This is a genomic window from Helicobacter sp. 11S02629-2, assembly GCF_002272875.1.
Lineage (GTDB): Bacteria > Campylobacterota > Campylobacteria > Campylobacterales > Helicobacteraceae > Helicobacter_I.
In genome coordinates this window covers 61,318-82,820 of the sequence record NZ_MLAN01000001.1, presented here as the reverse complement: position 1 = coordinate 82,820, position 21,503 = coordinate 61,318, and the positions used below count along the sequence as shown (strand labels likewise).

At 35.0% G+C, this 21,503-nt stretch carries 22 protein-coding genes; 17 read left to right on the top strand and 5 right to left on the bottom strand.

Features of this window, described 5'->3' with window-relative positions:
* Positions 1 to 11: 11 nt before the first annotated feature.
* The 4 genes from tolB to BKH40_RS00355 are packed head-to-tail and all read left to right on the top strand — an operon-like array spanning position 12 to position 3,581.
* A complete protein-coding gene (tolB, locus tag BKH40_RS00370; RefSeq protein ID WP_257842459.1) occupies positions 12 to 1,409 on the top strand; it encodes a Tol-Pal system protein TolB in 1,398 nt (465 codons plus the stop codon).
* Between the two features lie 39 nt (positions 1,410 to 1,448).
* On the top strand, positions 1,449 to 1,994 hold the full coding sequence (locus BKH40_RS00365; RefSeq protein ID WP_095275817.1) for an OmpA family protein: 546 nt from the start codon (positions 1,449 to 1,451) through the stop codon (positions 1,992 to 1,994).
* An 11-nt stretch (positions 1,995 to 2,005) separates the two neighbouring features.
* Positions 2,006 to 3,022, top strand: coding sequence for a tetratricopeptide repeat protein (locus BKH40_RS00360; protein ID WP_257842458.1), 1,017 nt, complete (start codon positions 2,006 to 2,008; stop codon positions 3,020 to 3,022).
* A gap of 19 nt (positions 3,023 to 3,041) precedes the next feature.
* The gene (locus BKH40_RS00355) at positions 3,042 to 3,581 is read left to right on the top strand and encodes a peptidylprolyl isomerase (RefSeq protein WP_095275815.1); all 540 of its coding nucleotides are present in this window, start codon (positions 3,042 to 3,044) and stop codon (positions 3,579 to 3,581) included.
* A gap of 107 nt (positions 3,582 to 3,688) precedes the next feature.
* On the opposite strand, the gene rnhA is transcribed toward BKH40_RS00355, so the two are convergent.
* From rnhA to BKH40_RS00340, 3 genes are read right to left on the bottom strand one after another with little or no spacing between them, the layout of a single operon-like run.
* Positions 3,689 to 4,150 carry a ribonuclease HI gene (gene rnhA / locus BKH40_RS00350; protein WP_095275814.1) on the bottom strand — a complete coding sequence of 154 codons (462 nt, stop codon included), beginning with the start codon at positions 4,148 to 4,150 and terminating at the stop codon, positions 3,689 to 3,691.
* The gene (locus tag BKH40_RS00345) at positions 4,150 to 5,214 is read right to left on the bottom strand and encodes a tetratricopeptide repeat protein (protein WP_095275812.1); all 1,065 of its coding nucleotides are present in this window, start codon (positions 5,212 to 5,214) and stop codon (positions 4,150 to 4,152) included. Before BKH40_RS00345 ends, rnhA begins: the two co-directional genes overlap by 1 nt.
* Entirely contained in the window at positions 5,214 to 6,188 is a 975-nt protein-coding gene (locus tag BKH40_RS00340; protein ID WP_095275810.1) for a peptidyl-prolyl cis-trans isomerase, read from the bottom strand. Before BKH40_RS00340 ends, BKH40_RS00345 begins: the two co-directional genes overlap by 1 nt.
* A gap of 165 nt (positions 6,189 to 6,353) precedes the next feature.
* On the opposite strand from BKH40_RS00340, the gene BKH40_RS00335 reads away from it, so the two are divergent.
* Genes BKH40_RS00335 through BKH40_RS00325 form a run of 3 tightly spaced genes read left to right on the top strand, consistent with a single transcriptional unit; the run spans position 6,354 to position 8,162 of the window.
* On the top strand, positions 6,354 to 7,199 hold the full coding sequence (locus BKH40_RS00335; protein WP_095275808.1) for a fumarate hydratase: 846 nt from the start codon (positions 6,354 to 6,356) through the stop codon (positions 7,197 to 7,199).
* Between the two features lie 19 nt (positions 7,200 to 7,218).
* A complete protein-coding gene (locus tag BKH40_RS00330) occupies positions 7,219 to 7,773 on the top strand; it encodes a Fe-S-containing hydro-lyase (RefSeq protein WP_095275806.1) in 555 nt (184 codons plus the stop codon).
* 32 nt (positions 7,774 to 7,805) lie between these two features.
* Positions 7,806 to 8,162, top strand: a complete 357-nt coding sequence (locus BKH40_RS00325; protein ID WP_095275804.1) for a hypothetical protein — start codon at positions 7,806 to 7,808, stop codon at positions 8,160 to 8,162.
* 354 nt (positions 8,163 to 8,516) lie between these two features.
* On the opposite strand, the gene BKH40_RS00320 is transcribed toward BKH40_RS00325, so the two are convergent.
* Together BKH40_RS00320 and BKH40_RS00315 are read right to left on the bottom strand one after the other, a co-directional pair.
* Positions 8,517 to 9,755, bottom strand: a complete 1,239-nt coding sequence (locus BKH40_RS00320) for a hypothetical protein (protein WP_095275803.1) — start codon at positions 9,753 to 9,755, stop codon at positions 8,517 to 8,519.
* Positions 9,756 to 9,853: 98 nt separating this feature from the next.
* The gene (locus tag BKH40_RS00315) at positions 9,854 to 10,426 is read right to left on the bottom strand and encodes a ribonuclease HII (protein ID WP_257842457.1); all 573 of its coding nucleotides are present in this window, start codon (positions 10,424 to 10,426) and stop codon (positions 9,854 to 9,856) included.
* Between the two features lie 149 nt (positions 10,427 to 10,575).
* Between BKH40_RS00315 and BKH40_RS00310 the strand changes: the two genes are divergently transcribed.
* Genes BKH40_RS00310 through BKH40_RS00265 form a run of 10 tightly spaced genes read left to right on the top strand, consistent with a single transcriptional unit; the run spans position 10,576 to position 21,497 of the window.
* Entirely contained in the window at positions 10,576 to 11,718 is a 1,143-nt protein-coding gene (locus BKH40_RS00310) for an MFS transporter (protein WP_143428435.1), read from the top strand.
* A gap of 7 nt (positions 11,719 to 11,725) precedes the next feature.
* Positions 11,726 to 13,993, top strand: a complete 2,268-nt coding sequence (locus BKH40_RS00305) for a hypothetical protein (RefSeq protein ID WP_095275798.1) — start codon at positions 11,726 to 11,728, stop codon at positions 13,991 to 13,993.
* Positions 13,990 to 16,032: a hypothetical protein gene (locus BKH40_RS00300; RefSeq protein ID WP_095275797.1), complete on the top strand. Its 2,043-nt coding sequence runs from the start codon at positions 13,990 to 13,992 to the stop codon at positions 16,030 to 16,032. The genes BKH40_RS00305 and BKH40_RS00300 overlap by 4 nt, the downstream gene beginning before the upstream one ends.
* Positions 16,033 to 16,069: 37 nt before the next feature.
* Complete coding sequence (gene lnt, locus BKH40_RS00295) at positions 16,070 to 17,572, top strand: apolipoprotein N-acyltransferase (protein ID WP_095275795.1); 1,503 nt, start codon at positions 16,070 to 16,072, stop codon at positions 17,570 to 17,572.
* Between the two features lie 2 nt (positions 17,573 to 17,574).
* A complete protein-coding gene (locus tag BKH40_RS00290) occupies positions 17,575 to 17,913 on the top strand; it encodes a YraN family protein (RefSeq protein ID WP_095275794.1) in 339 nt (112 codons plus the stop codon).
* Positions 17,910 to 18,494, top strand: coding sequence for a ferric reductase-like transmembrane domain-containing protein (locus BKH40_RS00285; protein ID WP_095275792.1), 585 nt, complete (start codon positions 17,910 to 17,912; stop codon positions 18,492 to 18,494). Before BKH40_RS00290 ends, BKH40_RS00285 begins: the two co-directional genes overlap by 4 nt.
* A gap of 10 nt (positions 18,495 to 18,504) precedes the next feature.
* The gene (locus tag BKH40_RS00280) at positions 18,505 to 19,266 is read left to right on the top strand and encodes a response regulator (protein ID WP_095275791.1); all 762 of its coding nucleotides are present in this window, start codon (positions 18,505 to 18,507) and stop codon (positions 19,264 to 19,266) included.
* Complete coding sequence (locus BKH40_RS00275) at positions 19,250 to 19,855, top strand: hypothetical protein (RefSeq protein WP_180675035.1); 606 nt, start codon at positions 19,250 to 19,252, stop codon at positions 19,853 to 19,855. The genes BKH40_RS00280 and BKH40_RS00275 overlap by 17 nt, the downstream gene beginning before the upstream one ends.
* The gene (locus BKH40_RS00270) at positions 19,855 to 20,964 is read left to right on the top strand and encodes a homoserine O-acetyltransferase (RefSeq protein WP_095275787.1); all 1,110 of its coding nucleotides are present in this window, start codon (positions 19,855 to 19,857) and stop codon (positions 20,962 to 20,964) included. Before BKH40_RS00275 ends, BKH40_RS00270 begins: the two co-directional genes overlap by 1 nt.
* Before the next feature lie 35 nt (positions 20,965 to 20,999).
* Positions 21,000 to 21,497 (top strand): acyltransferase, encoded by a 498-nt coding sequence (locus BKH40_RS00265; protein ID WP_095275786.1) that lies wholly within the window; start codon positions 21,000 to 21,002, stop codon positions 21,495 to 21,497.
* Positions 21,498 to 21,503: the final 6 nt, after the last annotated feature.

Genomic DNA, 21,503 nt, shown 5'->3' with positions numbered 1-21,503 from the left:
AAGAGGTATCAATGAAGCTAATAACTTTTATACTGTTAACATTGGGGCTCTTGCTAGCTACTCCTGCAATAGATTCTTTAAGTATCCCAGGAAGTGTTGCAGTCACAAATACCACCATACCATCTAATATGGAATCTAGCACGCCTAGTGCCGCTGTTGCCCAACCTAACACTGCCACAAGCAATAATGAAGTTGGAGACCCCACAATTGACATTATAAAAAACATAAACAAGCTACCTAGCATTCAAGTAGTTACATCAGATACATCTTCTATAAATCAAAGAGTGATAGAGATGTTGCTTACTGACTTAAAGGTTAGCGGGCACTTTAATAATATCACTTTTGAAAACACAAGTGCTTCTTCTTTAAACTCAACCTACCTAAACAACCTAAAGTTAAAAGATATAGGTTTGCTAGCAGAAGTATCAGTTAGTAGAAGTTTTGGCACTATAAAAGCTACTCTTAAGCTATATGATACAAGCACTGACTTAGAAACTCCACTACTAGAAAAGACTTACGAGCAGCCAACAGCTGATCTCTTTCCTTTTATATCACACAATATAGCTAATGATATAAATGTACAAATTGGTGCAGATTCTATAAAATGGATGATAGGCTACGTCGTTTTTGCAAGATATACAGGAAGTGGGAAAAGTGAGATATCTATATCTGACTACACCCTAACCTACCAAAAGGTCTTAATAAAAGATGGATTAAACATCTTTCCAAAATGGGCTAATAGCTCTAAAGATTCCTTTTACTACACAAAAATAGGCAATAAGGCAGATATAAGGCTTTATAATATCTACACTGGAAAAGATGAAGATGTGCTTTCAAGTAATGGTATGGCTATAGTTTCTGATGTAAGTAGTGATGGTAGAAAGCTACTTTTAAGTCTAGCTCCAAGTGGACTAAGCGATATCTATCTTTATAATCTAGATAATAAGAAGCTAACTAGACTTACTAGCTACACAGGTATAGATGTTAATGGAAGTTTTATTAATAATGATAAGTCTTTTGCCTTTGTCTCAGATAGACTAGGCTATCCAAACATATTTATAAAAGACCTTTCACCTAATGCCCCTATAACCCAGCTTGTCTATCATGGTAAAAATAATAGCTCTCTTTCAACTTATAAAAACAATATAGTCTATTCAAGTAGGGAAAGTGATGAAGATACTGGGCTAAATGTATTTAACCTATATCTAGCTTCTACTCAAAGTGACTATATAAGAAGACTAAGTAAAAGTGGAACTAACCAAATGCCAAAGTTCTCAAAAGATGGAGATGCAGTTATGTATCTAAAACAAACCCCACAAGAAAGCGGTTTAGGGATAATCAGGCTTTCTATTAACAAAAGCTTTATTTTTCCTTTAAAATTTACTAAAATCCAATCTTTTGACTGGTAACATAAAGTATAATTAAACATTATCTACAAAGGAAGCACAATGAGTCGTTCAAAATTAGCAATTCTTGCATTTGGTATATTATTTTTAGCAGGGTGTGCCTCAACTGGTAAAAATATAGGTTCAAACAGCGGAGATACCAGCAGTACAAGCACAGTTGCAAAACAAGCACCAGCAGAAGCACCAGCTACAACTCCTACCCCACCAGTAACTCAGAGCACTCCTGCTGTAAGCCAAAAAGATGACAATATTAAAGCCTTCCAGTCTATACACTTTGCCTTTGATAAGTACAACATCTCTGATGATATGCGTCAAAAAATCATGGATAATGCAAAGTTTATAAAAGACAACAACATTAAAGCCGTACTTATACAAGGCAATACCGATGAGTTTGGTACTGATGAGTATAACTACGCACTAGGTCTAAAAAGAGCCGATGCTGTTAAAAACGCACTTGTATTGCAAGGTGTAGATGCAAGTATACTTTCAACTATAAGCTTTGGTGAAAGCAAACCTATATGTACAGAATCTACAAGAGCTTGCTACCAAGAAAATAGAAGAGCTGACTTAGTGCTTAATGGCAAGTAGGCTTTTTGTCGATGACAAAAACTGCTTTGAAGGCTAGATATAAGGGCGGGCTAGTGGGTAAATACTACTTAGCTAAAAACTTATCTCTAGTAACTTTTACTAGTCTACTTTTGCTTGGGCACTTGTATGCTTCAGAGCCTTCAGCCTTTGAGATACAAAGTGGGGCTACAAAGCAAGAGATGAAAGAACTTCAAACTAGCACACAAAAAACTCAATTTGTAATAGGAGACTTTCAGTCTAGAATCCAAAGCCTAGAGCAAGGGGTTGATGGCCTAAAAAGCCTTTATGAAGGCTTTAGTATAACTAGCAGGCAAGATTCCTTAGCCTTAAAAGAACAAAGCAGTAAGATTTCTGCCTTAGAAGACACTATGAACTCTTACTATAAAGCTCAAAGTGTACAGGATGCATCAATTAATGACTTAAAAACCAAGATAGGTGAAAACTCACAACGCATAAAAGATTTAGATCAAAAAATAGATACGCTTTCAGAAGTCTTACTAAAAGCAAACAACGACATCCTAGCCCAGCTTCAAGCCCTAAGCACTCAGGCTAAAGCCTTGCAAAGTAATGCTATCAGCCTGCAAAATCAGATAGATGCACCTTTAAAAAAAGAAGCAGAAGCAAGCACAGCACCTAGCACGCCAAGCCTAGGAGATGAGATGCTAGCTAAGATGAGCAAGGCTGATGTCTTAAGACAAGCAAAGTCTTTTTATAGAAAAAAAGAGCTAGATTCAGCAACTCAGCTTTTTGAGCGTCTTATAGAAAAAAACTATCACGTAGCAGAGGCTAACTTCTACCTAGGAGAGATAGCCTATACTAAAAAGTCTTACAACGAAGCCCTCTCTTACTTTAAGTCAAGCGTTACTCTTGATGATAAAGCTAGTTATATGCCGATCTTACTTTGGCACACAGCTTGGTCTTATAGATATTTAAAAGATAACGCAAATTATGGTAAATTTTTAAATACTTTAGTACTCATGTATCCAAACAGTGAGCAAGGTAAAAAAGCTAAAGATCTGAAAAGATAATCTTATACAAGGAAAAAACATGAACACAATCAAAGATAAACAAGTAGTATCCATCCTCTACACTGTAAAAGACGCAGATACAAATGAGATTATAGATTCCAACCTAGATGGCAAACCACTAGAGTTTTTACTAGGTGAAGGACAAGTTATAAGTGCTCTAGAAAGAGAGGTACTAGGTAAAAATGTAGGTGATAAGCTAAGCTTTAAAGCCCTTCCACAAGATGCCTATGGCGAAAGAAACTCTCAGCTTTTACAAGAAGTGCCAAGAGGTCAGTTTGAAGACATAGAGTTAGAAAGAGGTATGAGTCTTTTTGGTCAGTCTGAAGATGGGCAAACTGTGCAAGTAACAGTTAGTGACTTTAATGATGAAATGGTCATAATAGACTATAACCACCCTCTAGCTGGTAAAACTCTAGACTTCCAAGTAGAAGTACTGGATACAAGAGAACCAACAGAAGCTGAGCTAAAAGGCGAAGCTTGTGGTTGTGGCAGTGGTGATCACGATCATAAAGAAGGTGGCTGCTGTGGAGGCGGTGGCGGAGGCTGCGGCTGCCACTAATATCTTATTTTCAAGATAAGAGTAAAAAGCTTTAAGAAGAAAACTTCTTAAAGCCACTTTTTAAGTGAGCAAATAAAAAATAACACTAAAAAAGATATCTTTTAATCCTAGCTTATAAGGCTAGCATCACTAGATTCCATAAACTTACTTGCCTCCATCCTTGCAACCATATCACAACGTTCATTTTGCGGATGTCCTGCATGGGCTTTAACCCAAACTATAACTACTTCATGACGCTTTGCCTCTTGTATATACTCTTTCCACAAGTCTATATTTTTTATATCTTTAAAGTTCTTTCTTATCCAGCCCGGAAGATATTGATTAATACTATCTACTACATACTTAGAATCACTATGCAGCAAAACCTTGCAAGGCTCACTTAAAACCTTTAAGCCTTCTATAACTGCTTTTAACTCCATTCTATTATTAGTACTATGTGCCTCTCCACCTTTTAGCTCTTTTGTATAAAGCTTATTATTAGCATCCCTATACTCTAAAAGTGCACACCAGCCAGAAGGACCCGGATTATTAAGACTAGAGCCATCAGTGTAGATGTTAACCTGTTTCATTAAAAGCCCCCTTGTACAATCGGTTTTATGCCAATTGGCACGATTTTTAAAACCATAGTATCTACAGATCCACAGATTGGACATCTATGAGAGTAAAAAGGCATCACACCCTGACAAAGGCTGCATCTATAGCTAAACTCTAGACTTCCTTTTGTATGTGAGTGTTTATGTAAAACACGCAAAGCCTCTAAAGCAAAAAGCTCTATTTCTTTTTCATCACTTATAAAACCTTTAGCCCTATAAACATCTAAAACTTCTTCATTATTAAGATAGTTAAAAGGCACTTCTTCTATCTTAAAGTCCCATAAGATATCTATATAGTTTCTAGTGCTTTTTACCTTGTCCATCTCTTGCCAAAACAAGTGGACATTATAAGTCTTAAAGTGTCTTAGCACAAGGGATCGCACGCTTTCATCAGAAGATAAAATCTTAAGCAGTTTGTCTATCTTGTCATCACCTGAAAGTTTATTGTGAGATATTACAAACATAGCTTCTAAATAGCTTTTATTTTTTGGTATATCAAAAAACTTTTGAGTGGAATCTAAGCTTTGAATCTCTTCTATACAAGTTAAAGTTTCTAAGGCTTTTTGATACTGCCCCATAAACTCATAACTCCTCATTAAGTAGCTAAGCATTTGTATATTATTAGGAAAGTTTTTAAGCACTTCTAAAAATATCCCCTTAGCACGTTGGATAAACCCAGCATCATAGTAGCTAACACCTAGCTCTTCTAAAACTTCTATCTTGTCTTGAGTGTTATTGAGATTATCTAGCAAGGTTGTATAGATACTTATGGCTTGTTCGTGATTACCTGCTTTGGCGTAGGTCTTAGCTATAGGCAAAAGGGTGGTTTTTGGGTTAGTAGTAGTTTTTATAAACTGCTTTATGCCTTCATTAATGTTTGAGACTTCAAACTTCTTGCTTAGATTTTCAAGTGAATGTTTTTTATTTTTACGCTTTAACTTAAGACGTGAATAGTCAGCTATAGCAACAACTGCGACTATAGCACAGAGTATGATGATGCCAAAGATTGGATCACGGTATAACTCTATAATACTTTGCATTAATTTCTTAATATTTCAATATTAGACCTAGCTTTTACTTTTTGAAAGTACTCTGAGAGAATCTGATCTTGCTTAGTAGCTATTAGCTTTTGGACTATATAGTTTTTAGCTTTTTGAAAGTCTATGTGCTCTATATCTTCTTTCTTAGTTATAAAAAAGCTTACAAAAGTACTAGTATCGCTTTCTAAAACTGGGCTAAACTCACCCTCTTTTGTAGCTATAAGTATGTCTGCAACTTGTGGCGGTAAGTCTTTTAACTCTATCTTTTCACTATCTTTTGCTATACCTTTTGGCAAGGTCTTAGTGTCTTTAGACTTTAGAAACTTTTCTAAAGTGGCCCTATTATTAGCGACGTACTTAATCACATCTAAAGCCTTTGGTATATTAAACTCTTCTTGATGCTTGTTGTAGTAGTCTCTTAACTCATCATCTTGTCCTATATTATTAGAGCTATATAGAATCTTTCCAAAAAGGCTATTATCTAACATCTGCTCTTTTAACTTCTTTCTATAAGAACTAAGAGTAAAGCCTTGCTTTTCCACTTCTGTGTAAAACTGATCTAAACTCATATGATTTTGCTTAGCAAGCGCGTTAATTTGAGAATCTACATCATCATCACTAACTACTATCTTAAGTCTTCTTACTTCTTCTTCTTTTAACTTATTATCTATAAGTAGCTTTATGGCATCTTTCCTGTCTATCTTCATGGACTTTTCTAGGCTAGTTATCTGATATAAAGTTATAGGCTCCCTATTAACAAGTATAGCTATGCCGCCAACCACATCTGATGCTGTATCTATATCACTTTTACTCGCACTATCTTTAGAAGTAGACCCCTTAGTGCCATCTAGCTTTGAAGCTTGAGGATTATCTAGCTTACTAGCTGGTGTATTTGCAAGGGCTAAGTCTTTAGCTAAAGCGATGCTAAAGATTAAAGGTGTGCTGCATAGTAAAAGTCTTGTCATAAAGTGCATTTAAGTTACCTTCGCGGATTATAAAGTTGTTTGTTTACGATTCTAACACAATTTTGTCAGCTAATTTATAGGCTATTTACCCCTATTACTCTCCATTTGATTCCAAAAGTGATAAAATAGCCACACGCTTTAACTTTAAAGGAATTAACATTATAAAGGAAGGTTATGCGAGAGATACACGTAAATGAGATAACTGAGGCGGTATCAAGCCTTTGTATAAAAGCCTGCTGTATACAAACACCAGACATTAAAGCCGCTTTCAAAGAGGCCAAAAAAGACGAAAAGTCAGCCCTTGGAGAAAGAATCCTAGACACTCTAATAGAAAATGGAAAGATTGCAGAAACTAACATGATGCCTATATGTCAAGATACTGGCATGACTGTAGTTTTTGTTGATGTAGGTCAAGATGTACACATAGTTGGTGGACTGCTAAATGATGCTATAAATGAAGGTGTAAGAAAGGGCTACGTGAATGGCTACTTAAGAAAGTCTGTAGTTAATGAGCCAATTTTTGAAAGAAAAAACACAACTGATAACACTCCAGCTGTCATCCACACAGACCTAGTTGCAGGTGATAAGATACACATCCTTGTAGCACCAAAAGGCGCAGGAAGTGAAAACAAGTCTATGCTTAAGATGCTAGTGCCTGCTGATGGACTAGAAGGCGTTAAAGCCCTTTTCTTAGAAGCTGTAAAGCTAGCTGGGCCTAATGCCTGTCCTCCTTTAGTAGTAGGAGTTGGGGTTGGTGGCACTATGGAAAAAGCGGCAATTTTAGCTAAAAAAGCAGCTATCCGCCCAATAGATTCTAAAAATCACGATCCAAGATACGCCAAACTAGAAGAAGAGCTTAAAGAGCTAGCTAATAAAACTGGCGTTGGCCCTCAAGGTCTTGGCGGGAAAGTAACAGCTTTTGGTGTTAATGTAGAGTGGTACCCTACTCACATAGCTATGATGCCAACAGCTATCAACGTAAACTGTCACGCAGCACGCCACTACAGCGTAACACTATAAAAAGCTAAAGGAAAATAATATGGCAGAAGTAAAATTACAAGCTCCATTTACCAAAGAGACAGCTAAAACACTAAAAGCAGGCGACACTGTGCTAATAACTGGCACCATCATAGCCGCAAGAGATGCAGCCCATAAAGCCATGACTGAAGCCCTAGCAAGAGGCGAAAAGCTTCCAGTTGACTTTACTAACCAAACTATCTACTACCTAGGACCAAGCCCAGCAAAGCCGGGTCATGCCATAGGAAGTGCAGGGCCTACTACAAGTGGACGCATGGATAAATACACTCCAACTATGATAGACCAAGGCATAAGCGGCATGATAGGCAAAGGCTATAGAAGCAAAGAAGTCATGGACTATATGCTTAAAAATGGCGTAGTTTACATGGTGGCAGTTGGAGGAGCGGCAGCTTTAATATCAAACTGCATCAAAAAGTATGAAGTACTAGCTTATCCAGAGCTAGGTCCTGAAGCTGTAGCTAGACTAACAGTTGAAAACTTCCCGGCCATAGTAGCCATAGACTGCGAGGGTAATAACTACTATGAAGAGGGACAAAAACCTTATAAAGAGATCTAAAAATAAGTACTTTAGAAGTCTTAGCAGTCATATTGATACTAGGTGTGCTTGCAAGCCTAGGCTTTAAACAGTTTGAAACTTTTTACGCCTATAGACAAGCACACACTACCATAACAGATATGCAAGTTAGTCTAAATAGGCTTTATGTAGATAGCTATATGAAACATCAAGAAGTAAGCATAAAAGAAGCCTTAGAGGTCTTAAAGCCTTTTGAAGGCGACTTTAGATTCTATACTTTGAGGGTTAGTGCTAGAGAAGTGACTTTACGTATAGGGGGTGATACCCTAAGACTTAGACTAAGACAAGACTTACTAAACCGCGCTATCCTTACTTGCAATCCAACAGAGTATCTTTGCAGGAAAGTTTATAATAGGACTTTTGATAAGTAGGCATTATTTAACTTAAGTGGGTTACTTTAGCTATTTATTATTGTGCTAGTAAGCCCTCTAATTAACTTAAAAATTCTACTGCTTAGTTGTAAGCTTTTATATTTTTTAAATAATTGATTATCACAGTTTGCCTTTGACAAACTTCATAGCAATATAAGTTTTTTACCCACCCCTAGCCCTTCAAAGCGTTATAAAGAATGATATAAATAACTATGCAATACAAACAACAATCACGCCAAGTCTTTTGAGCTTGCTAAATTATAAAAATATCGATGCTTTGGGGTTTGAAAAAAGATAGATTTTAAATAGATTCTATATAGCTATAGAATCTATTTAGTTATTTAAGGCTAGATATTAGTAGTAAAGCTTACCAAATGCCATTAAAGCATTAGCACTAGCGCCTTGCTGATTAACAAAAGAGTAGCCAAGACCTACTTGGAAGCCAAGGTATTCTTTTTGATTAACATATCTTACATAGACCTTATAAGCACCAACTGCACTTACTTCATTATAAGTTCCACCACCTGCTACTAGATCTAAACTTAAACGTTTATAGTCTAATCCACCAAAGGCATAACCTATAAGACTACCACCTGCAAAGTAGCTTGCAGCACCTATACCGCCATTTAGGTAACGACCATAGAATCTTGTATTATCACTTATAGTATAGAAGCGATTGCCTCCAGTTGGAGAGCCAAGCACACTAAAGATACCAAGACCGAAGTTATACTTCCAAGCACCTGATTTATAGGTGTTAAAAGATTCTAAAGTTAAAAGACCAGCGAAGTTATCAGCTAAGCTAGCATCTGTAAAGTTTGAGTACTGAAAGCCTCCATTGAAAATGATGCTTGAATCAAATATAGGAGTAAACTGCACACCAAACTTAACTTTTGCACCTACTTGAGCTATAGGCTTAAAGTAGCCAGCTACGCTTGAGTAAGGATTGCTTGTGTTAAATAATACCCATGGGCTTATATAAAAAGTGATCTTATTCCAAGTTCTTGCAAAGTCAACGCCAAAGTTAAAAATCTCTCCTCCGACTAAGCTTTGTTTAGTAGTTGGGTTATAGCCGCCTATGTAGCTAAGATTTGACCCTATACGACCCGGAAGATAGCCTGTGTTAAGAAAAGAGTTTATATAGTGGAAGTAGTAGTTCATAAACCTAGTGTTATAGTTAACTGAGACACCTTGGATAGGGCCATTTATAAAGTCAGTTGCCTTTAAGCCAACTTTATTAAGGTAGTAACGACCTGCTGCTATATTTAAACCTCTGCCAGTATATTGAACATAAGCATCTGATACATCACCTCTATCAAGATACTGTCCACCACTGCCTAGCACATTACTATAAGGGATGATACTCCACCCTCCAATAGCCCCTATACCTACATGCCAATGATCGCCTATACCAAAAACTGTTCTAAGTTGGGCATTTAAACCTAAAAATGTAGGATTAAAGTTAGTGTTTAAAAAGGCTGCTAAATGACCTTCATTTTTCATAGTTATAAGCGGACCTTCTTTTGCACCAAGAAAACCTAGCGTACCTAGTCCTATGGCTCCTAGTAGTAGACCTTTTTTAAAATATCCTGTCATATGAGATGTTCCTTATGTATTATTGAAGATTTAATAGTGAAAATTCTATCACAAACGCAAAAAAACTACCTTAAGGTAAGCACTAGCTTACATAAAACTTAGCCTTGTAAACTTTTAATCTTATAGCTTGCCCTATGCACCTCTGTTAAGCCATAAGTTTTTATAAACTCTAAGTGCTCTTTAGTTAGATAGCCCTTATTCTTAGCTAGCTTGTAACGCGGAAAACGCTTATCTAAAAACCTACTTTCTTCATCTTTGTAGTACTTAGCAAGTATAGAAGCAGCTTTTATGCAAGGATGAAGGCCATCTCCTCTTACTAGAGTTTTAATCCCTTCTACCCCGTAGTTGCAATTTCCATCAAACACAAAAGCTCTAACATCTACAAGTAGACTAAAGTAAACTTTTATCTCACTTAGTGCCTCTTTTAAGCAAGCACTTAAACCTATAGCATCTATCTTAGTAGCACTAGCTTTATAAGCATAGTAAAAGACCTCTGGTGCATCTAAAAGCTTTAAGGCAAGGGCATTTCTCCTTTTTTGACTAAGCGTTTTGGAATCTTTTACACCAAGGGCTTCTAAGGCCTTAAAATCCCCAACTACACCCACTACAAACATACTCCCTGCGATACATCCTCGCCCCGCTTCATCTATACCGCACTCAAACAAATCCAAAATAATCCTTTGTGAAAATGCTACACACGCATTCATGTAAATATCTTTTGTTATGGTAATTTTAATTAGCTTTTAAAGTTTTTGCAAAATTTGTACTAAACTTACGCCTTAAGTCAGGCTTTAAAAACTATCACCATAAAGGAAAAACAGTGAACTCGTATATGAAGTACTCAATCATGTATTTAGCTATCACTACCATCGCCCTAATATATGCTCCCCAACCTATCCAAGGTGCTTTAATGACTAGCCTTCACATCACTAGCTATCAAGCCTCTATCATAGTTGGAACAACACTTTTACCTATGGCCTTTGCCCCTATAATCTATGGATATATCTTAGAAAACGCAAATGCAAAAACAGTGCTAATCTTTTCACTATCAATAGTCATAATAATACAAATAGTTCAGATTTTTATACTTAACTACTATGTTTTTGTAGTTGTTAGATTTATACAAGCTCTATTCTTCCCAGCCATACAGACTTCACTTTTAGCCATGCTAACACGCCTTGAAGCAAGTGAAAAAGACATGGGTAAAAATGTCGGAATCTATGTTACTTCAACCATAGCTGGAGGGCTTATAGGAAGGATACTAAGCAGTGTCTTTACTGATATATGGTCGTGGGAGATAGCCTTTGGAATCTTAGCTTTGTTTTTAATAGTTGGTCTTTTGCTATCTTTCAAACTTCCAAGCTTTAAAAGTCAAGGCCCTAAAATCAAACCTAAAGAAGTGCTACCTTTCTTAGGAGATATGAGATATATGTGGATACTAATAGGTACTTTTGGGATGTTTTTTGTCTTCCAAGGTACTCTTACACTTATACCTTTTGTTGCAGAACATGGCTCATCTCACGTCACTCAAGCACAGATTTCTTTACTATATCTAGGTTATGTAGTAGGTATGATAGTAAGCTTTTATTCAAGTAATATCGTTAGACTTTTCAAAGGGCGCGCTAAGGCTGTTATGTTTGGCTTTGTCGTTATGATAATAGCTGTAGCTATGATGTATAACTCAAACTTCTATAACCTAATAGCTGCTATGGTGTTAGTATGTATAGGTGGCTTTATCATCCACTCAGTACTAAGCTCAACTATAAATACATTAGGAAGTAATAAAAGGGCTGTTGTAAATGGTCTTTATCTAACTTTCTACTATACAGGTGGTTTCATAGGCTCTATCATCCCAACCTTCATCTATGAAAGTTACTCTTTTTGGGCAGTCAGTATCCTCTTTTTCGTACTTTTAGTACTAAATCTGATATCCTTTGCCTTCAGAATCAAAATGTACCGCTAGGAAAGATATGCAAAAACACAAAAGCCAGCAAGTAGCACTAAGCAAGAGGATAAAACTCTTGCCTTTAGAATCTATGAATGAGCCTGCTAGCATCTTTTGTGATCTCTTTTATACAAATGTAAACATCATCTACCTCTTTCCTAAAGAGGTCATAGATACCCTATTAAAAGACAAAGATAGAATAGATATCTGTGCCCTCTTTTTAGCTTGCAATCAGCAAAATTACGAAATATTTAGCAAGATAAGTATTTTTAATAATCTCTGCTTAAAAGTAGATTCTAACTTTAACTCACTTGGAAGTTTAGGCTTTATCTTTTTACAGATCTTGCAAGCAAGCCTCCTTCACTACATGGACCAAAAAGACCTAAAAGCCGTGCTTGGTGAGATAAAGCTTTTAAGAAAAAAAGGGCTTATAACCTTTCATGATGAAAGATGTATCATAGCCGTATTTGATGCTTATAAGACTAAAAAGACTAAAGCTAAAGTTACTAAAAATGAGACTTTAAGCCTAAGTGGTTTTAACTACCAAGCAAGTAGTTATGAAAACTTATTAGAAAATATTCAAACACTTAAAAACATACTTGCAAGGCTTCCTTTTAGTGAAAGTATAAAGTTTAGTAAGATAGAGTGTTTGCAGCAAGTTAGCGTTTTAGGTAGAAAAGATAGTGGCAAGTCTTCACTTATACCTTTGCTTCTTTTTGACTATGTAAAAGCCCATATTAATCCAGTAGTACCCACTCTTTATAAAAGTGGTAAAAAAGATATAACTGTAAAGTATCTTTTGAAAGAGCAAATTGAAACCTTAAGCCTTTCACCTAATAAAGACTATGTCAGCAGACTAAAAAAGTTTGATACAAACGAAGATGGTGCAACTAAAACTATAAGTTTTGAAGACTTAGAAGACTTAGCAAATAGCAAAGATGGTAGGACTAGTGTTTTAGATCATATAAATATTTATTGCGAACATCCTTTTTTAAAAATAGCCAGTATAAACATGCTTCCTTCTTTGCCAACTAACACGCTAAGGCACTTGCAAGTTGATAGCTATATAGAAAACTCTGAAGTTATAATCTATCTTATAAGCTCCCTAGAAGAAAACTTACAAGATATAAAATACGTCTTAGACATAATCCAAAAAGCGACAATCAAGCAAGTCTATATAGTCTTTACTAAGATAGATAAAGCAAACCTAAGCTCACAAAGCATGAAGCGTAAGCTTGATAGATTTTTAGAAAGGATAGATTCTAAACTTTTTATACCTAAAACTAAAAAAGCTAAAGTCTTAAAAAAACTCTCCTTTCACTTCATCACTATCAATATAGCTTATGAGTTAAGAAGTAAAAATATAAGTATGAAAGAGGGCTTTGATATTAACACTAGTGGAATCTTAAAGCTTGAAAGTGAGCTTTTTAACTCTTTAGTCAATGCTGATATAAGTAACTATGAAGTGCAGTTTTTAAAGCAGATTCTAGAGCTACTAAAAGGCTATATCAAAAATCCTAAAGCCCTTACTTTGCCAAGTGAAGCTGATATAAAAGTACTTAAAAAGAATCTAGATTCTATGAGTGCAAACATCCTTACAGCGACAAAGACCTTGCCTTCAAGATACTCTAGCTTTCACACTTCGCTAAAAAATCTTAAAGAAAATCTCTATTCGCAGTTTATCTCTTCGCTTAACTTTGCCCTCTCAAAAAGAAGAGGCACTGCGTTTAACACAGCAAGGCTTAAAACTTCAAGTATAGAAAGCATAAAAGTAAGCTTACAAGGGCTTATGGACATACTTACAGATCACTTCTTAAATAATATAAGCTTTAATGAGTTTAAAACTACCCTTAGGTCACTAGCTAGTAAATTTGCCCTAAGCCCTACTCACAAAAAGATTTTAACCCTTGCAGAAGAGCAAATACAAAGCATAATAAGCTATGAAAGCCAAACCTCAAAAAGTATAATAATCGCTGATAGGTTTGCCTTTAGATTAGATGAGTTACTCCCTGATAATATACCTTGGCAAGAGCTAAAAGATGGCGAGATTATAAAAAAAGTAAAAGAATACTTTGAATACTACTTTTTGATCTTAGAAAAAAACATGGACTTAAGCTTTTCTAAGCAAATAGAACGCTTTGAATCTGAAGCAAGATTTATAGTAAGTATATTAAATGCAACTTATATAAGTTTTTTTAAAGATGCCAGCACAAAAGATGAAGGTCAAAACTTAGAGGCTTCATTAAAGCCTTTTATAAAAGAGTTAAATGAGATAAACCTGGAGCACAAATGACCCTACTGCAAAAGTTTATAAAAGAGTATGATGGTTTATATCATGATTTATTTTTAGAAGATAGTAGCACTGCAGGCGAGATAAGACGAGTAGAAAAGATAATCAATAATCCAAAGTTTCATCCAACTTTAGAGCTAAAAAACATCTTTAAAGTCTTAAAAGAGCAAGGAAAAGAGTGCCTTAAAATCTCTATCATTGGAGAAGATTCTAATAATAAGCTTTTATTTATAAACTGTCTTATAAACCAAGCCTTACTTCCTTTAAGCCCGCTTTTTGCTAGTAAAAAAATAGTTATAAAACATGACACTATAAGTAATGTTTATGCTGTATATAAAGATAAAAAAGTACATATAAACCCTTATAAAGCAACTAAAACGCAAATTAGCAATGCTGAATATATAGAGGTATTTTTAGAACATGAGTTCTTAAAAGATTATGAGCTAATAAAAAGTAGTGGGAGCTTTGATAAGGAGTGCAAAGATAGCGATATCCTACTTTGGCTACAGGGCATGGACTGTGCTTTAAAAGAAAACTTAGAACTAGGCAAGCTAGTTAAAAAAAAGCCAAGTATTTGCATACTAACTACTAATAAGTCAGATGGTGAAAAAGAGCTTTTAGAAAAGATATCCCAAAAAAAAGCCAGTATTAATAAAAACTATAAAGGCTTACAGGTTCTAGAAGTAGGTCTACTAGAGCTTTTTAAAGAGCTAAAGCTTGATAAAAAGTTAGATATATCCAAGAGTTTTTCAGAGTTTTGTGCCCTCTATCAAAGCTATAAAGGAGATGAGCACAATAAGATAGAAGATATAAAAACTGCCCTTGATGAAGCTAAAAATAGCCTTTTGCAAGTCTTAGAATCTGCTAAAGAAGCCTCTAAAGAAACAAATAAAAAAGAAGATATAAAAAAAGAAGCAGGTAAAAACTTCCAAGTTAACAAGCTAGCAGACATAAAAGAAAGCATAGCCAAGCTTTCACAAAATGCTAAGCTTAACAAAGAAGAAAAGATTCTAAAAGCCCTCTATGACAAGATGAAGATAATAAGTGATAACTATAAAGTTTTGCAAAACCACTATCAAAAACTTTACATCCTTCACAAAAAAGAAAGCGACGTAATAATCACTGATAATATAAATCTTTCAAGCCAGTTTGCCATAACCCTTTATAGTGACATATCTATAGCTATAGAAAACTACCTAAAAAGCATAGCCAAGGCAATAGTTGATAACCTAATACCAATAACTATAAGACTAAAAAACTATAATGGTGGCTTTTTTGCACGCTTTAATGACAAGATTTTAGATACTTATAAGATCAACAAAAAAGACATCTTAAACGAGCTAGCAGATGAAAGATCTATAGTCGTAAGAAACTATAAGCTAGTGCTTTCAAAGATAGATACTGCAAGCTTAGAATCTCACGCCTCAGTGGAAAAAAGCCTAGTGCCACTTCAAGATGGAGTAGATGAATGGATACAACAAGGCCACCTTTTAATCTTACAAAAAAGGCCAAGCTATATAAGTATGGATAGTTTTTTTAGCCTTCAAGAGTTTAACTTAAGCGTTTATAAAAACCTAACTCAAAACTATGAAAAGATTCTAAATGACTTAAATACAGCTTCTTATCAAAGGCTTTTGGAAGTTAAGTCTTGGTTAAAAGCCACACAAGTTTTAATGGTACAAAATGTCATCTATATCATAGAAGAGCAACTAAAGGCTTTAAAAACAGCCCTTAGAGAAGGTCAGAAAATAGAAAAGTTAACTATAGATATAGACTATGTTTTTAGCTTGCTAAAAACGCAGCTTCCAGCAGACTTAAAAGAAATCTTAGATAAGATCCCTTCTAAAAATATGCACTCACATATGCTAGAAACCATGCTAAAAGATGAACAAGAAAGCAATAAGACTAAGATTCATAAGCAAATCTTAGAAGTAAACTCCCTAAGAAAAGGCACAAAAGAAGCACTTAGGATTCTAAGTTCATCTATAAAAATGGATTCCAAGCTAGAAAGCAAAGTCTTAAAAGCCGAAAAAGAGGCTTAAAGATAATGTTAATAACTAAAAGATAAAGATTTTAAAGATGGCAAGTTTTAAGCTCTATGTAAAAAGAAATGATAAAAATGCATTTAATATAACTAAGTATAAAAGTCTAAACATACTTATAAACTTAGTTGTAGGGCTAGTTTTTGCCTTTATATTTTGGCTGCCACTTTTTGTTTTTTCACTACTAGAAATACTAGATGATAAGCAAATATATCCTACTTTATACTCCTATCTTCATCCACATCTTTACTTAGAAGTCTTTATACTAATAGGAGTAATAGCCTTTATAGTTTTTATAGCCTACTCTTTTTATAAAAAAAAGTTAGATTATAGAATCTTAGTTCTTATAGTCTTTTTTCTTCTTATACCTTTTTATCTTTATACCTACTTTGGCTACTTTCCTTTTTTTGAATGGGCACTAGGGCTTTTTTACTTGCTAAGCTTAGGAGTTTTTTTACTAAGTCCTAGAGTTTATAGAATCTCTTTTGGCTTTTTTACAGGCGTGCTTGGCCTTTACTGGATAGCTTTAAGCTTGAGATTTTTTAACCTAGGCTATGCCATGCCTATAGTTATCATAGCCCTTGGAATCTACGTAGCTGTGCTTTTTTACTTCCTACTTTGGTTTAAAAACCCTATCATTAGGATAGTAGCCCTTCTCATACTAGGGCTTATACATCCACTAAGCTTTAACTGGTTTGATGTAAAATTTTTTAGTGCTTATACTATCTTTGAGCCAACTATAATAGCTATGATAGTTTTAAGTGTCGCAGTCATACTTTTAAAAAATAAAGACTGGCTATCTTCTGTTATAGCTATGGTTTTTATCCTCTATAGCATGCAGTTTAGTAACCCAGATTTCAAGTTTCCAAACCTTGATATAAAACTAGCTAAGCTTAATTACAACCAAACCTATAAGGACAATCCAAATAACTTCCCAACTATCGCAAAAGAAAACTTAGAAAAAATAGATCAAGCTATAAATGAGAAAAAAGATCTTATAATCCTCCCAGAAAGTGCCTTTCCTTTTATACTTAATGAATCCCCACTTGAAGGGACGCTTAAAAATTTAAGCACTAAGATAGCTATAGTAACTGGCGCTTTAAGGTCACAGGGCAAGGATGTATACAACACAACATTTATATTTAATAGAGGAGAAGTAAAGTATATAGATAAAGTAGAGCTAGTGCCTTTTGGAGAAAGACTTCCTTTTACTTTTATATTAGGACCACTTTATAGACATCTTAATATGGGTTCTTTTAGTGCAGGAAGTGAATTTAAAAGCTTTAAAGTTCAAGGACTTAGCTTTGATAATGCTATCTGCTATGAAGCTACCACACCAAAAAGCTATGAAAAAGTTGGCAAATACATGGTAACAACTAGCAATAATGCATGGTTTATGCCCTCTTTAGAGCCCTATTTTCAAAAGATCATCATGAAATACTATGCTAGAAGATACAAAATAGTAAATTTTCACGCAACCAATTTCAGTCCAACTTTCACCATAACCCCAAATATGGGGCTGGATATGAGTAAAAAATAAACATGAGTTTTGAGATCGGACTCCATTTTGAAGCCGTTGGCAAGGCATTCTTGGAGACCAAAGGCTTTAAAATCATAGAATCTAATTACTATACAAGATATGGTGAGATAGATATAATTGCTTCAAGGGACGGTGTTTTGCACTTCATTGAGGTGAAGTACAGTAAAACTGACCCTTATAGAAAATTTTCTAGGGCAAAGATGACAAGAGTTACTAAGTCTGCTTTATTGTACCTACAAGAAAAGGATCTTGACACTAGCTTCTGCATAGATGCACTAGCTATACACGATAAAGAAATAAATCTTTATGAGAATCTGTCTTTTGGAGGATGGTGGCATTGAGAAAATTTGGTTTTTATTTAATTAGAGTGATACTAGTAATTATTTTATTTATCCCTTTAATTTATATTTTATATCAGGCAGCAGGAATGGCGGTTATTGACAAGTACCTCATACATTCTCTAGGTGATATCAGTATCTATCTATGTTTATTCTTAATGATTATTAGCCTTATAGCTAAGCCTCTAATCAGCCTCATAACACTTAGTCTTTTTAAATTCATCAACAAAATAGCAGGCATAGGAGCTTTCGTCTATGCTGTATTGCACATACTGCCTTATATCATCTTACAGCAACACCTACTGTTTGGAAATATAGTTGCTGAGCTATGGGATAGAGGCTATCTCCTAATAGGATTAATAGCACTCATAATATTCCTTATACTTTTCATATTTAGCTTTACTAAGGTATTTATAAAAGTGTCCCCACTCTTCCAGATGGCCTTTGTGCTAGGTAGTATGCATTTTGTGCTTTCTTTAAAGCAAGTGACTTTCGAAGCAAAGATAATATTAATTATCTCCATAGTCTACATGGCTTACAAATATTTAAAAACTAATAAACCAAAATTACAAACTAAAGCTTAAAGGACAAACAATGAAGAATAAGGATTTATCACCAAGTGATTATGATTCTTTAAAAGATCTAACCATACTTTATGCTGAAGATGATAACGATACTAGAAACCTTAGCATAGAGATTTTAGAAGACTACGCAGGAACACTGCTTGTAGCAAGAGATGGACTAGAAGCTTTTAACATCTTCAACTCTCAAAAGATAGATATAGTAATAACAGATATCATCATGCCTTATAAAAGCGGTATAGAGCTTTTAGAAGACATCAGAGCTAGCGATAAGCCTGCAACTCCAGTTTTAATAACTACTGCGTTTTTGAACTCAGAATACTTACTTAAAGCTATAAAGTTAAGGTGTGATGGCTATATATTAAAACCACTAGATATGGTAGAAGTGCTTTACACTATGAAAAAAGTCCTTACTCCTAAGCTTCAAGCCATGGAGATAGAGTACAAAAACTTACTAATCAACGTCATAGCAGCCTTTATAGGTGGTAGAAAGATAGATATCATAAAGTTCTTATTAGATAACTGTGATAAAGATAAAGTTTTTTATGGAAGCTATGAAGATATCATGGAAAAGCTAAATGTAAGTAAGCCAACTATTGTAAAAACTTTTAAACAGTTAATAGAAACTGGACTTTTAATACGTGTTAAAAATAAGGTCTACAAACTTCACAACAACATAGAATCTCTTTCCAACAGTCTCCATGATCATGATAATATATCAGAACAAGATTCCAAAGACAAAGAAGATTTTGACGATAGTGAAAAAGAAGAATAGAATACATAAATATAACTACATTAAAACCTTAGCAGCCTTAGTGCTGCTATCTTTTAGTGTCTCTTATGCAAGCACAAGATTTTATGTGCAAGCTGGAGGCTCTGTTGGTCTTTTAAAAAATGACGCTTCTTTAAAGTTAAAAAATGGCATACCTCCGGGCTCTTATTTTGACGAGCAGAAGTTTTTACCCCTACCCATCATACAAGCCGCAATTGGTCTAGACCAAAGGCTTAACCTCCCAAGTATAAACATGGCTATGGGAGTTAAGATAGAACTAGGCTATGGTCTAGGGTTTATCCCTGTTGGTGACTTTACTAACTCTTATAAGATGGCAGGAGTAGATGCCCTCTTTTATATAGGGGCTTATAAGTTTAAACTTTATCCCTTTGGAGGTGTTGGGTTTGAACGCATAAATGAAGCCTTAGATATAACTCCTTTTTTCACTGGTCCTATAAGCCAAGGTCTACGTTTTCAAGGTGGACTTTTTTATGAGATGAATGATAAAAATGCAGTCTCACTTGCTGCAGTTTTTTCTAAAAACTTTGAATATAAACCAAGACTTAGTTTTAACTATGAGTTTAAGTTTTAATGCAAACTCCTAACAACTTAAACCTAGTCACTAAAAAAGCCCACTTTCAAAATCCACTCTACCTAGATAGCGGAAGGATAATAGACCCTTATGACCTAGTCTATGAAACTTATGGCACGCTAAATAAAGACAAAACTAACGCAGTACTTGTTATGCACGCCTTAACTGGCTCACATCACGCAGCTGGAATCTATCCCGGAGATAGAAAAAAAGGCTGGTGGGATTCCATGATAGGTGAAGCTAAAAGTATAGATACAACTAAGTTTTTTGTCATCTGTGTTAATGTCTTAGGCTCATGCTATGGCTCAACTGGGCCTGCAAGCCTTATGTTTGATAATGAAAACTTTTATAGATTCAAGTTTCCAGTCATAACCATACAAGATATGATAAAAGCTATAAACACCCTTATAGCCTCTTTGCAGATAAAGACCTTACACGCAGTTATTGGCGGCTCTATGGGGGGGATGCAGACTTTAAGCTATGCAGTTGAGTATCCTCGCACAGCTAAGCTTTTTATCCCTATATCTTGTACTTATAAAACCTCGCCTATGGTTATAGCGCTTAATAAAGTCATGAAAGAAGCCATCTTTTTAGATCCTGAGTTTAAAAACGGACTTTATAACATGAAAGATAAGCCAGAGTTTAAGGGTCTTGAAACTGCACGTATGCTTGGCTTTACTCAGTATCTATCTTCTCATACCATGGAAGCTAAGTTTGGAAGAAAGTATGTTAGTAATGAAGGCTACTATGACATGTTTGGCCGCTTTGAGATAGATAGATATCTAGAGTATAACGGTCAAAACTTCACTAAGTACTTTGACCCGCTAAGTTATCTTTATCTATTAAAGGCTCTTAATATTTATGATGTAAGCTTACATTTTGATAGTTTGCAAAGCGCACTTTCAAGAGTACAAAATAAAATCTTGCTAATTTGCTTTACTGGAGATTATATGTTTACTCTAAAAGAGCATGAGATCTTATATGAAGAGTTAAAAGCCCTGAAAAAAGATTGCAAGTTAGAGATTATAGAATCTAATTATGGGCATGATAGCTTTTTAGTGGAAGTTTTGCTTTATGGACATATCATAAAAAAAGCCTTAGAGGCGTAATAAACATGGCTAAAAGCAAAGGAGTAAGGTAAGGTATGTATAAAGCACATGAAAGTTCTTGTATAGATGAAGGTGCGATTATTGGTGAAGGCTGTGATATAGGGCACTTTTGTCACATAACAAGTAAGGCTAAGATTGGAAAAAACTGCTACATAGGACAAGGATGTATGATTGGAAGTGCCACTTTGGGAGATAATGTAACCATGGCTAATAACACCATACTTTATGAAGGAGTAGTCTTAAAAGATAATGTCTTTATAGGCTCAGGCGTAGTCTTTGCAAATGCCAGTAATCCTAGTAACTGTAATGGTCAAAACTATATCTATAAGAAGATAGTTGTTAAAAAAGGTGCTTCAGTTGGTGCTAATACTACACTTATAGCCCCAGCAAAGATTGGAAAATATGCAGTAGTTGGTGCTGGAAGTGTGGTAACTAAAGACATACCACCTTTTGCCTTAGCCTTTGGGAATCCTGCTAGAGTAGTAGGCTTTGTAAATAAAAAAGGCAAAAAGATACAAGATAGTAGGAGTTAAACGCCC